This is a genomic window from Geomonas oryzae (assembly GCF_004117875.1).
In the GTDB taxonomy this organism is placed as follows: domain Bacteria; phylum Desulfobacterota; class Desulfuromonadia; order Geobacterales; family Geobacteraceae; genus Geomonas; species Geomonas oryzae.
In genome coordinates, this window is sequence record NZ_RAHW01000003.1 from 469,519 (window position 1) to 487,594 (window position 18,076).

The following is an 18,076-nucleotide window of genomic DNA, read 5'->3' on the forward strand; positions in this document are numbered from 1 at the left end:
GTTACTTGTGCGCATAGAGACCTAGCAGCTCGGTCTGTGCCAGGATTTTCCCCCTCATGGCGAGGTCGAGCTCTTTTCTAGTGCTGTTGGAGGGAAGGTTCAAACGTTCGGAGAGAGCGTAGAGGCGGAAGTAATACCGGTGCTGCCCGGACGGCGGGCACGGGCCGCCGTAGCCTTTGCGCCGCCAGCTGTTCACCCCCTGCTCGGCCCCGCGGGGAACGCTACCCTGCGCGATTTCCCTGGCGGCCGGGTCGATGTTCCAGAGGACCCAGTGCACCCAGGTGCCGGCCGGTGCGTCGGGGTCATCCATGATGAGGGCAAGGGATTTGGCTTCGCCGGGTACTCCGGAGATGGCAAGCGGCGGGCTGGTGTCGGAGCCGTCACAGGTGAAGGCGGCAGGTATGCGGGCCGAGTGACTGAACGCGGAACTGGTCAGTTTCATCTGTGACATCTTTGCCTCCTTGGCCTGCAACGGCAATGCCGCGCACAACATCCCCACCACAAGGAACAGCAGCAGTTTTTTCAGGCCGGCCATGATCACCTCCAGGTTTAAATCTCTCTCGGTTCATCTCTCTCCGGCACAATGAGAGTAGAGCCAGCGTTAGTGTATCCCTCGGGGTCGCCTATGCAAGGGAGAACGGCAGCAATTCGGCGGTTGACACGGTTGACTTTTCAATCTATGAAAGAGAGATGAAAAATACCAGCAAACCAAAGCATTTCACCGAGAACTCAAAACCTTCCCGCATGGAAAGCACTCCCGCTCCGAAGACGAAGAAGCCCGCGGCCAGGCCGGAACGGGGAGCGGCAGTCCCTTCCCGCGCCGAGAAACCTGCCCGCCCCGCAGCAGGAAAGCCACGCGACCAGCGCGAGCAACCCGCTGGAAAAGCCTTCAAGAAGGCCGATGGCAAGGCGCCCGTGAAGCCGGCAAAGGGGAAACCGGCGCGTCCGGCCGGTGCCGGGGAAGAGCGCCGGCCTGCGCTGCGCAGCGGTCAGGTGCTGGAACTCCAGATTATTTCAACCAACGAAGAAGGGTTCGGCGTCGCCATCCACGAAGGGACCCGCGTTCTGGTAGCCGGCGGGCTTGCCGGTGAGACCATCGTAGGTAAGATCACCTACGTCGGGCGCAGGGAATCCTTCGCCAACATCATAAAGCTTTTGAAGCGGTCGCCCGACCGCGCCCCCTCCCCTGCCTGCACCATGGGGAAGGCCTGCGACGGCTGCGGTCTCATGCAGATGCGCTACCCGGCCCAGCTCGCCTGGAAAAAGGAGATGGTGACCCGCCAGATCCGCAGATACCCTTCCCTTTCCGACGCCACCATTCATGACGTGATCGCCTCCCCGAGCGAGCTGGGCTATCGCAACACGGCGAAGCTCGTTGTTGCAGGCAAGCACTCCGACCCTGTGATCGGGATTTACCGGCGCAACACGCACGACGTCTTGGAGATCGAGGACTGCGCGCTGCACCACCCGCTGATCAACAAGGTGGTTAAGGCCGCCAAGGCGGGGATCAAGAAGGGGAAGGTACAGATCTACAACCCGAAGAGCGAGATGGGGCTTTTACGCTACCTCGTGGTGCGCGTGGCGGAGCCTAGCAACCAGGTAATGGTGGTTTTCGTCACCACCGAGCAGGGCTACAACGAGATGCACCACCTGGCCAAGTTCATCCAGCAGGCGGTTCCCGAGGTTGCCGTCGTGGCACAGAACATCAACACCTCCACGGGGAACGTGATCTTCGGCCACAAGGACCGCTCCATAACGAAGGCGCAGAGCCTGAAGGCCTTCATCGGGGAGAAGAGCTTCAACCTGTCGCCGCACTCCTTCTTCCAGGTGAACAGCGGCGCCGCCCGCATCATCTACGAGAAGGTACGCGAGTTCGCGCGCCTCTCCGGCAAGGAACGGGTGATCGACCTTTACTGCGGCATCGGCGGGATCTCGCTGTTTTTGGCGGATAAAGCCCGAGAAGTGGTCGGGATCGAAGTGGTCGACGCCGCCGTCGCCGACGCTACCGCCAACGCGGCGATGAACCGCGCCGACAACTGCAGTTTCGAGGCGGGCGACGCCGTGCACCTCATCGACGAGATCGGTGAGGAAGGTGGCGCCGACCTGATCGTACTGAACCCGCCGAGAAAGGGTTGCGACGAGAAGGTGCTGAAGAGCGTCGCCGCCATCAACCCCGGCCGTATCATCTACGTCTCCTGCTCACCGGAGACCCTCGCGCGCGACCTGGACGTCCTGTCCCGCCTTGGGTACCGGACCCTCGAGGTGCAGCCGGTGGACATGTTCCCGCAGACGGTGCACGTCGAGGACGTGGCGCTTTTGGAAAAGGCCAAAGAGATACAGGCTTAACGCAAAGGCGCATAGACTCCAAGACGCAAAGAGACCATCACCCCCTCTCCCGCTGGGAGAGGGTGGCCGAAGGCCGGGTGAGGGAGCTTGCAGATGCAACATCGACTCTTCGTGGCGACGCCCTCACCCCGCCCTCTCCCGGGGGGAGAGGGAGAGCCTTTAATCCTTCCGAGGGTCCATTGGAAGAGATGATCTCAAAACTCAAGAAGTTCTTCCCCCTTAAACTGCACCCTGGCATTTTCATGGTCGGCGGTATGGTACGGGACGTGCTCTTGGGTGTGCAATGCCAGGATGTGGACTTGGCGGCATCCGTACCAGCCGAGGAACTGATCGCGCTGGGATTTCGCCTCGTCGAGTCAAAGAGCACTCCCAACATCTATTTCCGCTTCAAGGAACCCTTCGGGAAGATCGAAATAACCTGGCTCCCGTCGCTCGATGCGCTCCCCGAAGATCTCTCCCGGCGCGACTTCACCGTGAACGCCATGGCCATGTCACTGGAGGGACGGCTAGTCGATCCCCTCGGCGGCAAGCCCGACCTCGAAGGCCGCGTGCTGCGCTGCTGCTCCCCCGAAAGCCTCACGGACGATCCCCTGCGCATCCTGCGCGCCTTCCGGTTCGAATGCGAGGGTTGGCGGCTCGATGCCGAAGCGGAGCTGATTCTGAAGGGACGCGACTGGACGGCATCCCTGCAGCGCATCCCGGTGGAACGGTTTTCCCAGGAGATGCTCAAGGCGCTGACCAAAGAAGATCCCTCCCGATTTTTCCGCCGCATGCTGGAGTTCGGCATCGGCGTCAACTTCCTTCCCGAAATATTCAGGATGGCGGAGATACCGGCAGGCCCGCCGAAGCACCACCCCGAGGGCGACCTCTTCACGCATTCCCTACAGGTGCTGGAACGGATGGCGCGACTGACACCGGAACCCGTCGCCCGTTTCTGTGCCCTCTTCCACGATCTCGGCAAGCTCTACACGCCGCAAGAACTGCATCCTAAGCACCACGGGCACGACACACTGGGGGCCGAGCAGGTACCCGCGTTCTGCAAAAGGCTGAGGCTGCCGGTCGCAGTGCAACGTGCGCTGCAGGCGACGAACCGGCTGCACAACAACGCCAATCGTTGGGAGGAGCTGCGGGACTCGACGAAGATACGTCTCGCGCTGGATGCCATCAAGGGGGGGATTCAGGAGTTCCTGCCGTTGCAGGTGGCGGCGGACTTTCATGCTTCCATGCCGGGATGGGAGGTGGCGCTTGAGGTGGCCAAGTTGAACGCGGCGCAGCTGGGTATCGATCCGGCGCTGCTGGACGGTAAGGAGGCGCCGCCGGAGAAGTTGCAGCAGATCATCATGCAGCAGAGGGTGAGTAAGTTCAGGGCACGGATGGGAGGATAACCCCTCCCCACCCTACTTCGATTCTGCCGGGGTCACGACCCGGTCCAGGCCCAGTTTCAGAATCGAGCTGTCGTAGATCATCTCGAACATGTGCTCGATTCTGAAGAAGGCGGCGAGTGCGGCCGGGTCGAAATGAGCTGCCGGGTTGATCCGATCATCGCCGTTTCGGAATACAGCGAGGGCCTCCTCGTGGGTCATGGCACCCTTGTAACTGCGGCGCGATCGGAGCGCGTCGTACACGTCGGCTACCTTCACGATACGCCCCGAGATGGGAATTCGCTCCCCCTTTAGCCGCTTCGGATACCCCGTGCCGTCCCAGTTCTCGTGATGCGATAGCGCAATCTCTCTGGCGATCCGAAGCCGCGGAGAATCGCCGATGATCTCGGAACCGTAGGCGGGATGCTGGCGCACCAGTTTCATCTCACGCGGTGTCAGCCTTCCTTCTTTGAGCAGGATCTCGGTGGGGATGCGTATCTTACCCACATCGTGCATCTGCGCCGAAATGGACATGTCGTTTACGAACTCGTTGTTGAACCCCATGTTGGCGGCAAGCGCGCCGGCGTAGCGGTTCACGCGCACGATGTGGCGGCCGGTGTCCGGTTCGGCGGCCTCGCAGGCCCGCGCGAGCGCATGTATCGTGTAGGTGAAAGCGTGCTCCGTCTCACGCATCCCGTTGGAGACGGTCAACAGCGAACCGATCATGACGGCGGCACTGCGCAGCACATCCGCGTCGTACTCGGTTACCCGCCCTTGATAGTTGAAGGCCTCTATCACCCCCTTCACGTCGCCGCTGATCCGGCAACTCACGAAGTTGAGGATCGGCTCCCCCATGGCTTCGAGCACCTTCGGATGAAAGAAGGATTGGAATTCCTCGATAGTCGTGCAGATGTCGTTCCAGTTGAGCGCCACCACTTCGGCACCACCTTCCACGAGAAGGAGGCTCCCGGCGTAGCTCGAGCCCGGCTCGATGGTTATCGGCTCGGAGCGTTCCAGCAATCTTTCATCGCGCAGATGAAAAACCTGGCCGTTGCAGCAGGCGGCCTCCGCTGTTTCATTGGCGATGAGGATGCCGGAGGGACCGCGGCGACCGTTGCCCCCGAGTAGTTTTCCCAGGACTTCGTTGTATAGTTCGTCGCTGCTGAACTTGCGGCGGGTGAGATCGCGCAAGGTGTTATCGGTGAGGGTAATCAGATCGAGGGTCTGTCTCAGCGCTAGTTGACACAGTTCCAGGGGCATGCGGGGATCCTCTCAGGCTTTGCTTTGTTAACTGGGATTCTAGCTTATGAGTGGCATTGTGCAAGATTATGCGCCTGCGACCATCTGACTGGTCTGACTGGTCGCACTAGCGCACTGGCGGATGTGTCATCCCGGGCAGCCTGCACCGGAAGGCTTTCTAAAAAAAAAGGCCCGGCGATTACGCCGGGCCTTTATGTGTTGCAGAGGTGGTGCGATTAGGCCTTGGCTGCGATGGCCTTCTCGTAACCCAGCTGGAACGCCTTCTTGTTCAGTTCCATGAAGGCTTCCGGAACACGGGCGAGAACCGCCTTCTCCGCCCCTTCCTTGCTGACCACGCCGGTCAGCGCCACCATGGCGCCGAGCGCCACGATGTTGGCCACGATCTCACGACCGACTTCGTTCTTGGCGGTGTTGATGATCGGGAAGGAAACGGTCTTGAAGTTCCCCTGGGGAAGCTTGGTCACCAGGTCGGAATCGACCAGCAGCACGCCGCCTTCTTTCAGGTCGTGGGAGTACTTGTCGCAGGCTTCCTGGGTAAGCGCGAGGAGCGCGTCCACAACGGTCGCCTTCGGGTAGTCGATCATGGAGTCGGAAACGATGACTTCCGACTTGGATGCACCGCCCCTTGCCTCGGGACCGTAGCTCTGCGACTGAACGGCCTGCTTGCCGTCGTAGATGGAAGCGGCTTCCGCCATGATGACGCCGGCGAGGATGAGACCCTGCCCGCCAGCCCCGGAAAATCTGATTTCATATCTCTGAGACATCTGAGGTTCTCCTCCTTTTTATTTCTTGGCGCGCTCGATGACTTTCGCGTATTCGTCGGTGTAGTTCGGACGCTCTTCCTTGTACAGGACACCGGTAAGGATCTTGCCTTCGAGCTGCTCGGCAGTCATCTTCTCGGCGGCCTTCACCGGAACGGCGATGTCCTTAAGACGGTTCATCATCTCGATGACGGACTTGAACTTGTTGCGGCGACCGTAGGTGGTCGGGCAGTCGTCCAGGATCTCGACCACGGAGAAGCCCTTGTGCTGGATGGCTTCCGCAATCAGCTTGTCGATCTGGGTCGCATGGTACGCGGTGCCGCGGGCAACGAAGGTCGCGCCTGCGCCGATGGCGAGCTTGGCGACGTCGAACGCGGGATCCGGGTTGCCGTACACGGTAGTGGACGCCTTGGCACCGGTCGGGGTGCACGGGGAGAACTGGCCGCCGGTCATCCCGTAGATGTTGTTGTTCATGATGATGTAGGTCATGTCGATGTTGCGGCGGCAGGCGTGGATGAAGTGGTTGCCGCCGATCGCGGTACCGTCGCCGTCGCCGCCCACGAGGATGACGTTCATCTCGGGCTTAGCCATCTTGACGCCGGTGGCGAAAGCGGCCGCGCGGCCGTGCGCGGTGTGCAGCGTGCAGAAGTCCATGTAGCCGGGAAGACGCGAGGCGCAGCCGATACCGGAAACGATGGCGGTGTTGTTCTTCTGAAGACCAAGGGTGTCGATCGCGCGGATCAGGCCCTTCATGACAATGCCGTGACCGCAGCCCGGGCACCAGATGTGCGGCAGCTTGCCGGGACGGATGTACTTATCGTAATCAAAAGACATGTTACTTAACCTCCTTGATCTTTTCGAGGATCTGCCCCGGGTTGATCGGCTCGCCGTCGACGCGGAAGATGCCGTGGACGCTCGCTTTGCCTTCGGCGCAACGCTTCACTTCGCCGGTGCACATGCCGAGGTTCATCTCCGGAGTGATGAACGCCTTCACCTTGCCGGCGAGTGCTGCGATCTGCTTGTCCGGGAACGGCCAGAAGGTCTTGATCCTGAAGAGACCGGCTTTGATCCCCTGCTTCCTCGCCTCGTTAACTGCGAAGCGGGCGGAACGGGAAGTGGAGCCGTAAGCGATAACGGCGACTTCCGCATCGGCCAACTCGTACTCCTCGAAGGTCACGATGTCGTCGACGTTGGCTTCGACCTTGCGCACCTGGCGCTCTTCTTCAGCCTGAACCCAGGCGGCCTTGGTGGTCGGGAAGCCGTCCTGCCCCTTGTTGAGGCCGGTCACGTGGAAACGGTAGTCGCTGCCGAAGGCTGCGAGCGGCGGCACATCGCCGAAGCTCGTGTCGTACGGCTTGTACTCTGCCGGCGAAACGCTCGGAGCGGTCCTGTTGATGACTTCCAGCTCGCCCGGTTCCGGGAACACGATGCGCTCGCGCATGTGGGCCACGATCTCGTCGGGCATGACCATTACCGGGGTGCGGTACTTCTCGGCCAGGTTGAAGGCGCGCACGGTCTCTTCGAAGAGTTCCTGCACGGAGGCCGGGGTGAGGCAGATCGCCGGGTGGTCACCGTGGGTGCCCCACTTGGCGCACATCACGTCGGACTGGGAAGGGCCGGTCGGCATACCGGTGGAGGGGCCGCCCCTCATGACGTTGACGATGACGCAGGGGGTCTCGGCGATGCAGGCGTAACCGATCAGCTCCTGTTTGAGCGAGAGGCCCGGACCGGAGGTCGCGGTCAGTACCTTGGCGCCGGTAAGGGAAGCGCCGATGACGGAAGCCATGGCACCGATTTCATCTTCCATCTGGATGAATTTACCGCCGATCTTCGGAAGCTCGACAGACATAACCTCTGCCACCTCGGTGGAAGGTGTAATAGGATAACCGCCGAAGAACGTGCACCCGGCGTAGAGTGCCCCCTGTGCGGCAGCTTCGTTCCCCTGAAGGAATGCAACTTTTTTAGCCACTTTCTTACCTCCTAAGATTGTTTACGATACTTTGATTGCAAAGTCAGGGCATCTAAGCTCGCACTGCATGCACTTGATGCATGCCTCAAGGTTCTTGACGCTTGCCACAAAACCCTTCATTTCCAAGACCTTGGTGGGGCAAAACTCCACACAGATGTGGCACCCCTTGCAGTACTTCTCGATGATCTCGATGTTAGCCGGTGTTTTCTCCATCAACGTAGCTCCTTTGACAAATGTGCCCTTGCAGGCTGTGCAAATGTGGGTTTATAACACATAGTGTATACAAAATGCAAGTGCCCGAATTTACGCCTAAACACTTCGTTTTTGTAAAAAGAGGGTAGAGAGGGGAAACCTCCCTACCCCCTGGTAGTACCTGCTGCAGTTACTTCTTACTTCATGGAACCAACGAGTTCCTTAACCGCGGCGACGGACTTGTCCATCATCGCCTGCTCTTCTGCGTCAAGTTCGAACTCGAGGATCTGCTCTACGCCGTTCTCGCCGAGGACGCAGGGAACGCCGACGTAGAAGCCTTTCACGCCGAACTCGCCGTTCAGGTATGCGCAGGTCGGGAGAACGCGCTTCTGGTCCTTGAGGATGGACTCTGCCATGCAGATAGCGGAGGAAGCCGGGGAGTAGAAGGCGGAACCGGTTTTCAGCAGGGCGACAACCTCGCCGCCTGCACCGCGGGTCCTCTTGACCATGGCGTCCATGACTTCCTTGGCCTTCGCCTTGTCCTTGTATTTCTTCTCGAGGAGTTCCATGACCGGGATGCCGTTAACGGAGGCGTAACGGACCAGCGGTACCATGTCGTCGCCGTGGCCGCCGAGGGTCATTGCGTTCACGTCCTTCACGGAAACGCCGAGCTCCCAGGCGATGAAGGTCTTGAAGCGTGCGGAGTCGAGAACGCCGGCCTGACCGATGACGCGGTTGTAGGGGAAGCCGGTGATCTTCTGGCACAGGGTCACCATCGCGTCGAGCGGGTTGGAGATGACGATGACAAAGGAGTTCGGTGCGTGGGCCTTGATCCCTTCCGCGACGGAGGTCATGATCTTGGAGTTGACCTCGATCAGGTCGTCGCGGCTCATGCCCGGTTTGCGGGGAAGACCTGCAGTGACGATGACGACGTCGGCGCCCTGGATGTCCTCGTAGCTGTTGGTGCCCTTGAGGCAGCAGTCAAAGCCGTCGACCGAACCGACTTCGGCGATATCGAGCATCTTGCCCTGCGGAAGGCCTTCCACGATGTCGAACATCACCACGTCACCCAGTTCGCGCAGAGCTGCGAGCTGTGCAAGGACGCCGCCGATCTGACCACCACCGATAAGTGCGATTTTCTTACGTGCCATGTTTTCTTCCTCCGTTAATAGAATGTGATTATCTTCCGGTGAAGCGAAACCTACGTTTACGCTTGTTAGGCGATCGAGTCAATGATCGCGTTCAGGGTCGCACTCGGACGCATAGCAGCTTCGGTCTTGGCATCGTCCGGGTGGTAGTAGCCGCCCATGTCGACCGGCTTGCCCTGCGCGCCGATCAGTTCGGCGTTGATCTTCTCTTCGTTTGCCTGCAGGTCCTGCGCTACCTTGGCGAACTTGGCGGCAAGCGCTGCGTCCTTGGTCTGGGCGGCGAGAGCCTCGGCCCAGTACATGGCCAGGTAGAAGTGGCTGCCGCGGTTGTCGATCTGGCCGACCTTACGCGCCGGGTTCTTGTTCTGATCGAGGAACTTGGTGTTGGCGGTGTCGAGGGTCTCGGCGAGGAGAGCCGCCTTCTCGTTCTTGAAGGTAGCGGCCAGGTGCTCGAGGGAGACCGCGAGGGCAAGGAACTCACCCAGGGAATCCCAGCGCAGGTACCCTTCCTGCTGGAACTGCTGCACGTGCTTCGGAGCGGAACCGCCCGCACCGGTCTCGAAGAGACCGCCGCCCGCGAGCAGCGGAACGATGGAGAGCATCTTCGCGGAGGTGCCGAGTTCGAGGATCGGGAACAGGTCGGTCAGGTAATCCCTGAGCGCGTTGCCGGTGACGGTGATGGTGTCTTTGCCCGCCTTGGCCCTCGGGAGGGTGAATTTCATCGCCTCGACCGGGGACATGATGTGGATCTCGAGACCGTTGGTGTCATGGTCTTTGAGGTAGGTGTTGACCTTCTCGATCATCTGGGCATCGTGGGCGCGGTTCTTGTCGAGCCAGAAGACGGCCGGAGCGCCGGTTGCGCGGGCGCGGGAGACGGCGAGCTTGACCCAGTCGCGGATCGGGAGATCCTTCGCCTGGCAGCCGCGCCAGATGTCGCCCTGCTCTACCTGGTGCTGGAGCAGCACTTCGCCGGAGGCGTCAACTACGCGCATGGTGCCGTTGAGCGGTGCGACGAAGGTCTTGTCGTGGGAGCCATACTCCTCGGCTTTCTGCGCCATGAGGCCGACGTTGGAGGTGGCGCCCATGGTGGTCGGGTCGAACTGGCCGTTTTTCTTGCAGAAGTCGATGCACTCCTGGTACCACTCGGAGTAGCAGGTGTCCGGGATGACGCACTTGGTGTCGGCGAGCTTGCCGTCCGGGCCCCACATCTTGCCGGAGTCGCGGATGACGACCGGCATGGAGGCGTCGATGATGATGTCGTTGGAGGCGTGCAGGTTGGTGATCCCTTTGTCGGAGTCGACCATGGCCAGCGGCGGCTGCTTGGCGTAGGTAGCCTGGATGTCGGCCTCGATCTCGGCCTTCTTGCCTGCCGGGAGCTTGTCGAGCTTCTTGTAGAGGTCGCCAAGGCCCAGGTCCGCGTTGACGCCGATCTCCTTGAAGGTCGCCTCGTGCTTCTCGAAGACGTCCTTGAAGTAGACGGAGACGAAGTGGCCGAAGATGACCGGGTCGGAGATCTTCATCATGGTCGCCTTCAGGTGCACCGAGAAGAGGATCCCTTTCGCCTTGGCGTCGTCGATCTGCTCCTGGATGAACTTCCTCAGGGCACGCACGTTCATGAAGGAGCCGTCCAGCACCTCGCCTGCCTGCAGCGGGAGCTTCTCTTTCATCACGGTCACGTTGCCGAGGTTGTCGACGAACTCGATCTTGGCGGTGGTGGCCTCCTTCAGGGTGACCGACTTCTCGCTGTGGTAGAAGTCGCCTGCGCTCATGTTGGAGACGTGGCTCTTGGAATCGGAAGCCCAGGCGCCCATCTTGTGCGGGTGCTTCTTGGCGTATTCCTTGACGGCTTTCGCGACGCGACGGTCGGAGTTGCCCTCACGCAGAACCGGGTTTACCGCGGAGCCGAGCACCTTGGCGAAACGTGCGTGCAGCGCCTTCTCTTCGTCGGTCTTGGGCTCTTCCGGGTAGTTGGGGATGTTGTACCCCTGGCTCTGGAGCTCGGCGATGGCGGCTTTGAGCTGCGGGATGGAGGCGGAGACGTTGGGGAGCTTGATGATGTTGGCTTCCAGCTTCTGGGTCAGCTCACCGAGGTAGGCGAGTTCGTCGGCGATCTTCTGCTCCGGGGTCAGGTTCTCCGGGAAGTTCGCGATGATCCTGCCGGCCAGCGAGATGTCCCTGGTCTCTACCTCGACGCCTGCCGCCTTGGTGAAGGCGTTGACGATGGGGAGCAGGGAGTAGGTTGCCAGTGCGGGGGCCTCGTCGATCTTGGTCCAAACGATCTTTGCATTAGTTGTCATGATCTCTCCTTGGTTTTTATGCAATGCACAAATACAAAATGGTGGGCAAAGCCACGCTGCATCGCCCGACATGGTGTTTTATCCGTCTGCGGGAGCCCGTCAACCGCCTGCCATCCGGGGCAATTGCCTCCCCTTCGCGGCGTCTCGCAAAATATGTGAAGGATTATGGGATGTTAGCAGGATAACTTTGGATTTCAAATTTTGTATACAGTATACAAAACGTTTTTCACTGTCAAGGGAAAATCTGGAAGGAATCTCGTGAAGAAGTAAATGGGGTTCGGCGTGAAAAAGGGAGGGTGGTAATAAGCGGAGGCCGCAGCGGGCCCACGGGGAAAGCCCCTTCATTACAGGTACTTGCGCGGGCGCCCGGGCGAGCGGGCGCCAGAGGTTTCCATAAAGGATGTGCGGAGTTTCTCTTTCCTCTCCGGCACTAAGCGGCCGTCAGGAATCGCCTTTTTTTGGTAGCGACGAAATACCGTTTAAAAATATCGTCCTACACGGGGTTGGATCAGTGCAGCGGGTGCTCCTGGGCGTAGTGCCTCGCCTCGGCGTAATCGTCACGCCCGAGGTTTCTGGGCACCCTGAGGATCTGGCCGGGCCAGATGTGCCGCGGGTCGCGGATCTGGTCGCGGTTGGCGCGATAGATCAGGGGCCAGAGGTTGCGGTCGCCGTAAACCTCGGCGCGTGATGCGATAAGGGGAAGCGATTCCCCCCGGCGCACCGACCAGGATGGGACGAGTACCGGCTCCTTGACCGGCGGCTTTGCCTTCTTCCGCTCGGCCTCGGCGGCCTCCTTCTGGGCCTTTTCGAGCGCCCGCGCCTTGGCGAGCCGCTCCTCCTCCAGCTTGGCGAGCCGCTCCAGCTCGGCTTTTCGCTCCTCTTCGGCAAGCCGCGCCTTTTCCTCGGCCAGAAGGCGTGCCTTCTCCGCAGCCACCTCCCGGGCCAGGAGATCCCCCTTGAGGAGGGTGAGCTGGAAGTAACGATCCGCCTCCTTGGACTCATCCTCCATCATGTAGGCGTCCCCCTTCAGGAACGCCTGAAGCACGCTGGCGTACTCGGCGGGGTACAGACGCTCTCCACCCTCGAACTTGAGCTGGTCGAGCTTGGCCGCTGCTTCCTCACGAAACCGCGGCGGCTGCGTTGCGCAGGCCGCCGCGGAGATGAGAAGCAGCAGGGTTATCAGTCGGGCCAAAAGCCTCAATGGCGCCCCTTTTTACTGTTTGACGGCGAGACGGATACCCAGGTCGCGCAACTGCAGCGTGTCGACGCCGGAGGGGGCTTCGGACATGAGGCAGGCGCCCTTCTGGGTTTTCGGGAAGGCGATGACGTCGCGGATCGAATCCGAGCCGGTGATGAGCATCATAAGACGGTCGAGGCCGAAGGCGATGCCGCCGTGCGGCGGGGTGCCGTACTCGAGGGCGTCCAGAAGGAAGCCGAACTTGCCGCGCGCGCTCTCCTCGGAGAGGCCGAGCATCTTGAACATCAGGGACTGCACCTCTTCCTGATGGATCCTGATGGAACCGCCGCCGATCTCGTTGCCGTTCAACACGAGGTCGTACGCCTTGGCGCGGCAGCGGCCGGGATCGCTCTCGACGTACTGCAGGTCCTCGTCCATCGGCGCGGTGAAGGGGTGATGCACCGCGGCCCAACGCTTCTCTTCCTCGTCCCACTCGAGCAGCGGGAAGTCGGTGATCCAGACGAAGCGGTACTCGTTCGGGTCGGTGAGCCCCATCTTGGCGGCGAGGTGGTTCCTCAACTTGCCGAGGGAGTCGTTGACCACCTTCGGCTTGTCCGCCACGAAGAGGAGCAGGTCCCCTTCCTGCGCGTCGAACGCCTTGTCCATGGTGGCGATCTCTTCCGGGGTGAAGAACTTGGCGATCGGGGACTGCCACCCTTCCGCAGTCATCTTCACGTAGGCGAGACCCTTGGCGCCGTAGATCTTGGCGAATTCGGTGAGGTCGTCGATCTCCTTGCGGCTCATGGAGCCCGCCCCCTTCACGTTCATCCCCTTGACGATGCCGCCGCCGTTCACCACGTCCGCGAAGACCTTGAAGCCGGAGTTCTTGACGATGTCGGAGAGCTCGACGAGCTCGAGGCCGAAACGCAGGTCCGGGTTGTCCACGCCGAAGCGGCGGATCGCCTCCTGGTAGGTCATCCTCTGGATCGGGAGCTCGACCTTCACGCCGCGCGCCTCGGTGAAGATGCGGGCCATGAGCCCCTCCATCACGGTGATGATGTCTTCGCGGTCGATGAAGGACATCTCGCAGTCGATCTGGGTGAACTCGGGCTGACGGTCGGCGCGCAGGTCCTCGTCGCGGAAGCAGCGCACGATCTGGAAGTAGCGGTCGAAACCGGAAACCATGAGGATCTGCTTGAAGAGCTGCGGGGACTGCGGCAGGGCGTAGAACTCACCCTTGTTGATACGCGAAGGAACCAGGAAGTCGCGGGCACCCTCGGGGGTGGACTTGGTGAGGAACGGGGTCTCGAGCTCGAGGAAGCCGTTGTCGGTCAGGTACTGGCGGGTCAGCTGGGCGACCTTGGAGCGCAGGATCAGGTTCTGCTGCAGCTGGCCGGTCCTCAGGTCAAGGTAGCGGTACTTGAGGCGGATGTTCTCGTTCACGTCGACGAAACCGTCCAGCGTGAACGGGAGCGCCTTGGAGGGGTTCAGGAGCTTGCACTCCTTGACCAGCACCTCGATCTCGCCGGTCTTCATCTTCGGGTTCACGGTCCCTTCCGGGCGTGCCGCCACGGTCCCCTTGATGGCGAGGACGTATTCGTTCCTGGCGCCCTCGGCTTTTCCGTGTGCATCGGCGTTTCTTTCCGGGTCGAAAACCACCTGGGCGATGCCGTCCCTGTCGCGCAGGTCAACGAAGATGAGACCGCCGTGGTCGCGCCGCTTGGAGACCCACCCCATCAGGACCACATCCTGACCGATGTGCTCGGCCCTCAACTCGCCGCAATAACTGGTTCTCTTCCAATCGCCCAGAAAATCTATCATGTAAACCCTCCTTGGTTTTATCTGCAGGGAAATAAATCGCGTAACTATAACTAAAAAGAAAATTTGCTTCAACCAAAAAGGAGCCCGCGGCAAGCCCTTTTACAGGCATGACACGCATCGCTCGAAGCATCGAAGCCGGATGCAGAGGCAGAAAAGGCCCGGCAGAGATCTCTGTCGGGCCTTAAAAGTGGTTCGGGTAAAGGTCTATTCGGAGCCGCGCATCGACACGTAGGCGGAGCAGCGCTTCTGGGCGAAGTCCAGGTGCTCGAGCATGGCGCCGCGGGCGCCGTCGGCGTCCCGGTCCCGGATCATCTCGTAGATCTTCAGATGATGGTTGAAGAGCAGGCGCTGATCCTCCTCGGTCAGGTAGACGGCGCGCCAGACATCCCGCTGGAATTCCTGCATCGCCTCGAAGATGCTCTGCATCATGTGCGACCAGACCACATTGTGCGTGGCGCGGGCCACCAGCATGTGGAAATGGGCGTCGAAGTCCTCGGAGTGCTTCAGCTCCTCCAGGTTCTTCCTCATCCCGTCGATCACCGCCTCGAGACGCCTGATGTCCTCGGGGAGCGCACGGGTGGCTGCATACCAGGCGGTCCAGGATTCCATCCCCTTGCGCACCTCGATGACGTCGAGGGCACGGTCGCCGTCGATGCGGATCAGTTCGGTGAGCGGCATGGCCGCCGTATTCTCCACCAGTGAGCGCACCAGGGTTCCGCCCCCCTGGTAGGTCTCGACCAGGCCGGAGGAGGTCAGGATGTTCAGCGCCTCGCGCACCGAGGGGCGGGATACCCCGAACATCTCGGCCAGTTCACGCTCGGGAGGAAGCTTCTCTCCCGGGTTGAATTCACCCGCCAAAATGGAGCTGCGGATCTGCTCGGCGATCTGCGTCGATACCTTTTTGGGTTTAATCGGCGTAAATTTCATGAAGGCACCGATACTACATTAGGTAAGCTAAGGCAACATAATTTTTGGGCTCTGGACGCGCCGAGGGCGTCAAATTGACGCACCCGGCGGCGCCTTTTGGAGCCGGCTTCCACCCCTCTCTCAGGCGTCCATACTCATCTGCAGGAGTTCGGTCAGATGAATCACCCTGACCGGCGGGGTCGCCTCTGAGAGGGCCTTTTTGAGCTGCAACAGACAGCCGGGGTTGCTCGTCACGAGGTAGTCGGCGCCGGTCTTTTGTACGTTTAAAACCTTGCGCGAGAGCACCCGATCCGACATCTCCGGCTTCTCGATATTGTAGGTGCCCGCCGACCCGCAGCAGGCGTCGGCCTCCGGGAGCTCGCGGAAGTCGATGCCAGGAATGAGGTTGATGAGGGCGCGCGGCTGGCTTCGGATCCCCTGGCAGTGCGCGATGTGGCACGGGTCGTGGTAGGTCACCTTGAGCGGGAGCGGCTTCAGGAGTTCCTTAAGGGCGCCCGCCTCGCCGGCCAGTACCTCGGAGATGTCGCGCACCTTCGCGCTGAAGGAGGTGGCCCCCTCCTCCCCGTCCAGGTGGTGACCGTACTTTTTGAGTTCCGCGCCGCAGCCGCCGCAGTCGGTCACCACGAAGTCGAGTTCATGCGACTCGAAGAGGTCGGTGTTGAAGCGGGCCGCGTCCTTAAGCCCCTCCATGTCGTGCCCCAGCATGTTCGGGGCGCCGCAGCATTTCTGGTCCTTGGGGGTCACCACCTTGTACCCGAGAGCGGAAAGGAGCGTCACCGTGGCGAGACTCGCCTCGCTGAAGATGAGGCTCATGACGCAGCCGAGGAAGAAGCCTGCCGTCCCCTTCTCCTGCCCCACCGCAGGGGTTACCTCGCTTATGGTCTGGCGCAGCGGCGCAGCGGGGAGCTTCGGGAGGAGCCCCTCCATGCGTCCCAACGCCTCGGGGAACATCTTCAAAAGCCCAAGGGAGCGGACCACCTTCTGCATGCCTGTTTTCTGGTAGAGCCGAAGCGGCGCCGTTGCCGCCTCGAGGCGGTCCGGGTGCGGCACGAGCTTTCTAAGGACCATGTCCTCCATCATGGAGAGTCCCTTCTCGTTCTTCCGCTCGCAGCGGAACTCGGCCACCAGTTCTCCTGCATTGACGCCGCAGGGGCAGGCCGAAGCGCACGCCTGGCAATCAAGACAGAGCGATACGTACTCGAGGAACTTCTCGCTCTCCACGAGCTCCCCTTCCTGGAACTTGCGCACCAGCGCCACGCGGCCGCGCGGCGAGGCGGTCTCCAGGAAGGTCTCCTTATAGGTCGGGCAGTGCGGCAGGCACATGCCGCAGCGCATGCAGTTGATGAGTTTTACGTAATCCATGATGCCCTCTTTGTTAATGGTGCGTGGCGGCAGTCTGACTTGTCTGACTGGTCGCGCCGGCGTCCGCCTAAAAGATCTTACCGGGGTTCAGGATCCCCCTGGGGTCAAACGCCCCCTTGATGCCGCGCATCACGCGCAGGCCGGACTCGCCCACCAGCTTCGGCAGGTAGTTCTTCTTGGCCACCCCTACCCCGTGCTCTCCGGTGATGGTCCCCCCCATGGCGATGGTCGCCTCGAAGATCTCACCGAAGGCCTGGTGCGCCCTCCTGATCTCGTCCGGGTTCCGCTCGTCGGTGAGGCAGGTCGGATGCAGGTTCCCGTCGCCGGCGTGACCGAAGGTGCCGATCAGCAGGTCGTACTTCTTCGCGGTGTCCTGGATCAGCTTCACCATCGGGGCGATGCAGCTCCTAGGCACGGTGGCGTCCTCAAGGATCGTGGTGGGACGCACGCGGGCCAGTGCGGAGAGCGCCACCCGGCGGGCGGTGGCGAGTTTCAGCGCCTCCTCGGGACTCGCCGCGGTCTGGAAGAAGGAGCAGTGGTGCCGCTCGCAGATTTCCCTGATCCCCGCGGCGTCCTCCTCGACCTGTGCCGGGTGACCGTCCACCTCGATGAGGAGCACGGCGTCCACGTCCAGGGGAAGCCCTACCTTGGCGTAGTCCTCGACGCACTTGATGGTGGTGCGGTCGAGAAACTCGAGGGTCGCCGGGATGATGCGCGCCGCGATGATGTGCGAAACCGTGAGTGCCGCCTGCTCGAGCTGCGGGAAGTGCACCAGCATGGTCTTCTTGGTCTGCGGCTTGGGGATCAGCTTCACGGTGACCTCGGAGAAGATCCCTAGGGTCCCCTCGGAGGAGACGAGGAGCTGATTCAGGTTGTACCCCGCCACGTCCTTCACCACCTTTCCGCCGGTCTTCAGGATGTCGCCGTTGGCAAGGACGGTCTTGAGCCCCATGACGTAATCGTCGGTTACGCCGTACTTGAGCCCCCTGAGTCCCCCGGAGTTCTCGGCGACGTTCCCCCCCATGGTAGAGATGTTCATGCTCCCCGGGTCGGGCGGGTAGAAGAGACCTTTCGCCTCCACCTCGCGGTGCAGGGCCGAGGTGATCACGCCGGTCTCGACGGTAGCCGTCAGGTTCTCCTCGTCGATCTCGAGGATGCGGTTCATCCGGCTGGTCTGCAGGATCACGCCGGCGTCAAAGGAAATCGAACCGCCGGAGAGGTTGGTGCCGGAGCCGCGCGGCGTCACCCGGACGCCGGCACCGTTGCAAAGCGCGACAACTCCAGCGATCTCCTCAGTGCTCTTGGGAAGCACCACGACTCCCGGCCTGCTCTGCAGCTCCGGCGTAGAGTCGTAGCCGTAGCAGGCAAGCGATTCTGGGTCCGAAAGGGTATATTCCGCTCCGACTATCTCGGCGAGCGCCTTGATGAAATTGTTTTCCATGGCAATCGTTCCTT

15 protein-coding genes are annotated in these 18,076 nt (G+C 61.3%); 2 read left to right on the top strand and 13 right to left on the bottom strand.

From position 1 onward, the window contains the following. Position 1 precedes the first annotated feature (1 nt). Positions 2-535 (bottom strand): YbhB/YbcL family Raf kinase inhibitor-like protein, encoded by a 534-nt coding sequence (locus D6Z24_RS10325; protein WP_129126497.1) that lies wholly within the window; start codon positions 533-535, stop codon positions 2-4. 155 nt (positions 536-690) lie between these two features. Between D6Z24_RS10325 and rlmD the strand changes: the two genes are divergently transcribed. Together rlmD and D6Z24_RS10335 are read left to right on the top strand one after the other, a co-directional pair. Continuing rightward, entirely contained in the window at positions 691-2,346 is a 1,656-nt protein-coding gene (gene rlmD, locus D6Z24_RS10330) for a 23S rRNA (uracil(1939)-C(5))-methyltransferase RlmD (protein ID WP_129126498.1), read from the top strand. 188 nt (positions 2,347-2,534) lie between these two features. Beyond that, positions 2,535-3,731 carry an HD domain-containing protein gene (locus D6Z24_RS10335; RefSeq protein WP_246014636.1) on the top strand — a complete coding sequence of 399 codons (1,197 nt, stop codon included), beginning with the start codon at positions 2,535-2,537 and terminating at the stop codon, positions 3,729-3,731. 12 nt (positions 3,732-3,743) lie between these two features. Here the strand turns inward: D6Z24_RS10335 and D6Z24_RS10340 are convergent, their stop codons facing one another. From D6Z24_RS10340 to D6Z24_RS10395, 12 genes are all read right to left on the bottom strand, one after another. Further along, a complete protein-coding gene (locus D6Z24_RS10340) occupies positions 3,744-4,967 on the bottom strand; it encodes an HD-GYP domain-containing protein (RefSeq protein ID WP_129126500.1) in 1,224 nt (407 codons plus the stop codon). Between the two features lie 215 nt (positions 4,968-5,182). Next, positions 5,183-5,731 (bottom strand): 2-oxoacid:acceptor oxidoreductase family protein, encoded by a 549-nt coding sequence (locus D6Z24_RS10345; RefSeq protein ID WP_129126501.1) that lies wholly within the window; start codon positions 5,729-5,731, stop codon positions 5,183-5,185. A gap of 18 nt (positions 5,732-5,749) precedes the next feature. After that, positions 5,750-6,562 (bottom strand): 2-oxoacid:ferredoxin oxidoreductase subunit beta, encoded by an 813-nt coding sequence (locus tag D6Z24_RS10350; RefSeq protein ID WP_129126502.1) that lies wholly within the window; start codon positions 6,560-6,562, stop codon positions 5,750-5,752. Position 6,563: 1 nt separating this feature from the next. Then, positions 6,564-7,697, bottom strand: a complete 1,134-nt coding sequence (locus D6Z24_RS10355) for a 2-oxoacid:acceptor oxidoreductase subunit alpha (RefSeq protein WP_129126503.1) — start codon at positions 7,695-7,697, stop codon at positions 6,564-6,566. 21 nt (positions 7,698-7,718) lie between these two features. After that, positions 7,719-7,910, bottom strand: a complete 192-nt coding sequence (locus D6Z24_RS10360) for a 4Fe-4S binding protein (RefSeq protein WP_129126504.1) — start codon at positions 7,908-7,910, stop codon at positions 7,719-7,721. 176 nt (positions 7,911-8,086) lie between these two features. Further along, positions 8,087-9,040, bottom strand: a complete 954-nt coding sequence (gene mdh, locus D6Z24_RS10365; protein WP_129126505.1) for a malate dehydrogenase — start codon at positions 9,038-9,040, stop codon at positions 8,087-8,089. Positions 9,041-9,105: 65 nt separating this feature from the next. Then, the gene (locus tag D6Z24_RS10370; RefSeq protein WP_198419537.1) at positions 9,106-11,334 is read right to left on the bottom strand and encodes an NADP-dependent isocitrate dehydrogenase; all 2,229 of its coding nucleotides are present in this window, start codon (positions 11,332-11,334) and stop codon (positions 9,106-9,108) included. Positions 11,335-11,842: 508 nt separating this feature from the next. Next, the gene (locus D6Z24_RS10375) at positions 11,843-12,526 is read right to left on the bottom strand and encodes a LysM peptidoglycan-binding domain-containing protein (RefSeq protein WP_246014628.1); all 684 of its coding nucleotides are present in this window, start codon (positions 12,524-12,526) and stop codon (positions 11,843-11,845) included. A 21-nt stretch (positions 12,527-12,547) separates the two neighbouring features. Then, complete coding sequence (gene aspS / locus D6Z24_RS10380; RefSeq protein WP_129126507.1) at positions 12,548-14,332, bottom strand: aspartate--tRNA ligase; 1,785 nt, start codon at positions 14,330-14,332, stop codon at positions 12,548-12,550. A 204-nt stretch (positions 14,333-14,536) separates the two neighbouring features. Further along, complete coding sequence (locus tag D6Z24_RS10385; protein WP_129126508.1) at positions 14,537-15,259, bottom strand: FadR/GntR family transcriptional regulator; 723 nt, start codon at positions 15,257-15,259, stop codon at positions 14,537-14,539. 120 nt (positions 15,260-15,379) lie between these two features. Beyond that, positions 15,380-16,621 carry a (Fe-S)-binding protein gene (locus D6Z24_RS10390; RefSeq protein ID WP_129126509.1) on the bottom strand — a complete coding sequence of 414 codons (1,242 nt, stop codon included), beginning with the start codon at positions 16,619-16,621 and terminating at the stop codon, positions 15,380-15,382. A gap of 67 nt (positions 16,622-16,688) precedes the next feature. After that, the gene (locus D6Z24_RS10395) at positions 16,689-18,062 is read right to left on the bottom strand and encodes an FAD-binding oxidoreductase (RefSeq protein WP_129126510.1); all 1,374 of its coding nucleotides are present in this window, start codon (positions 18,060-18,062) and stop codon (positions 16,689-16,691) included. Positions 18,063-18,076 lie beyond the last annotated feature (14 nt).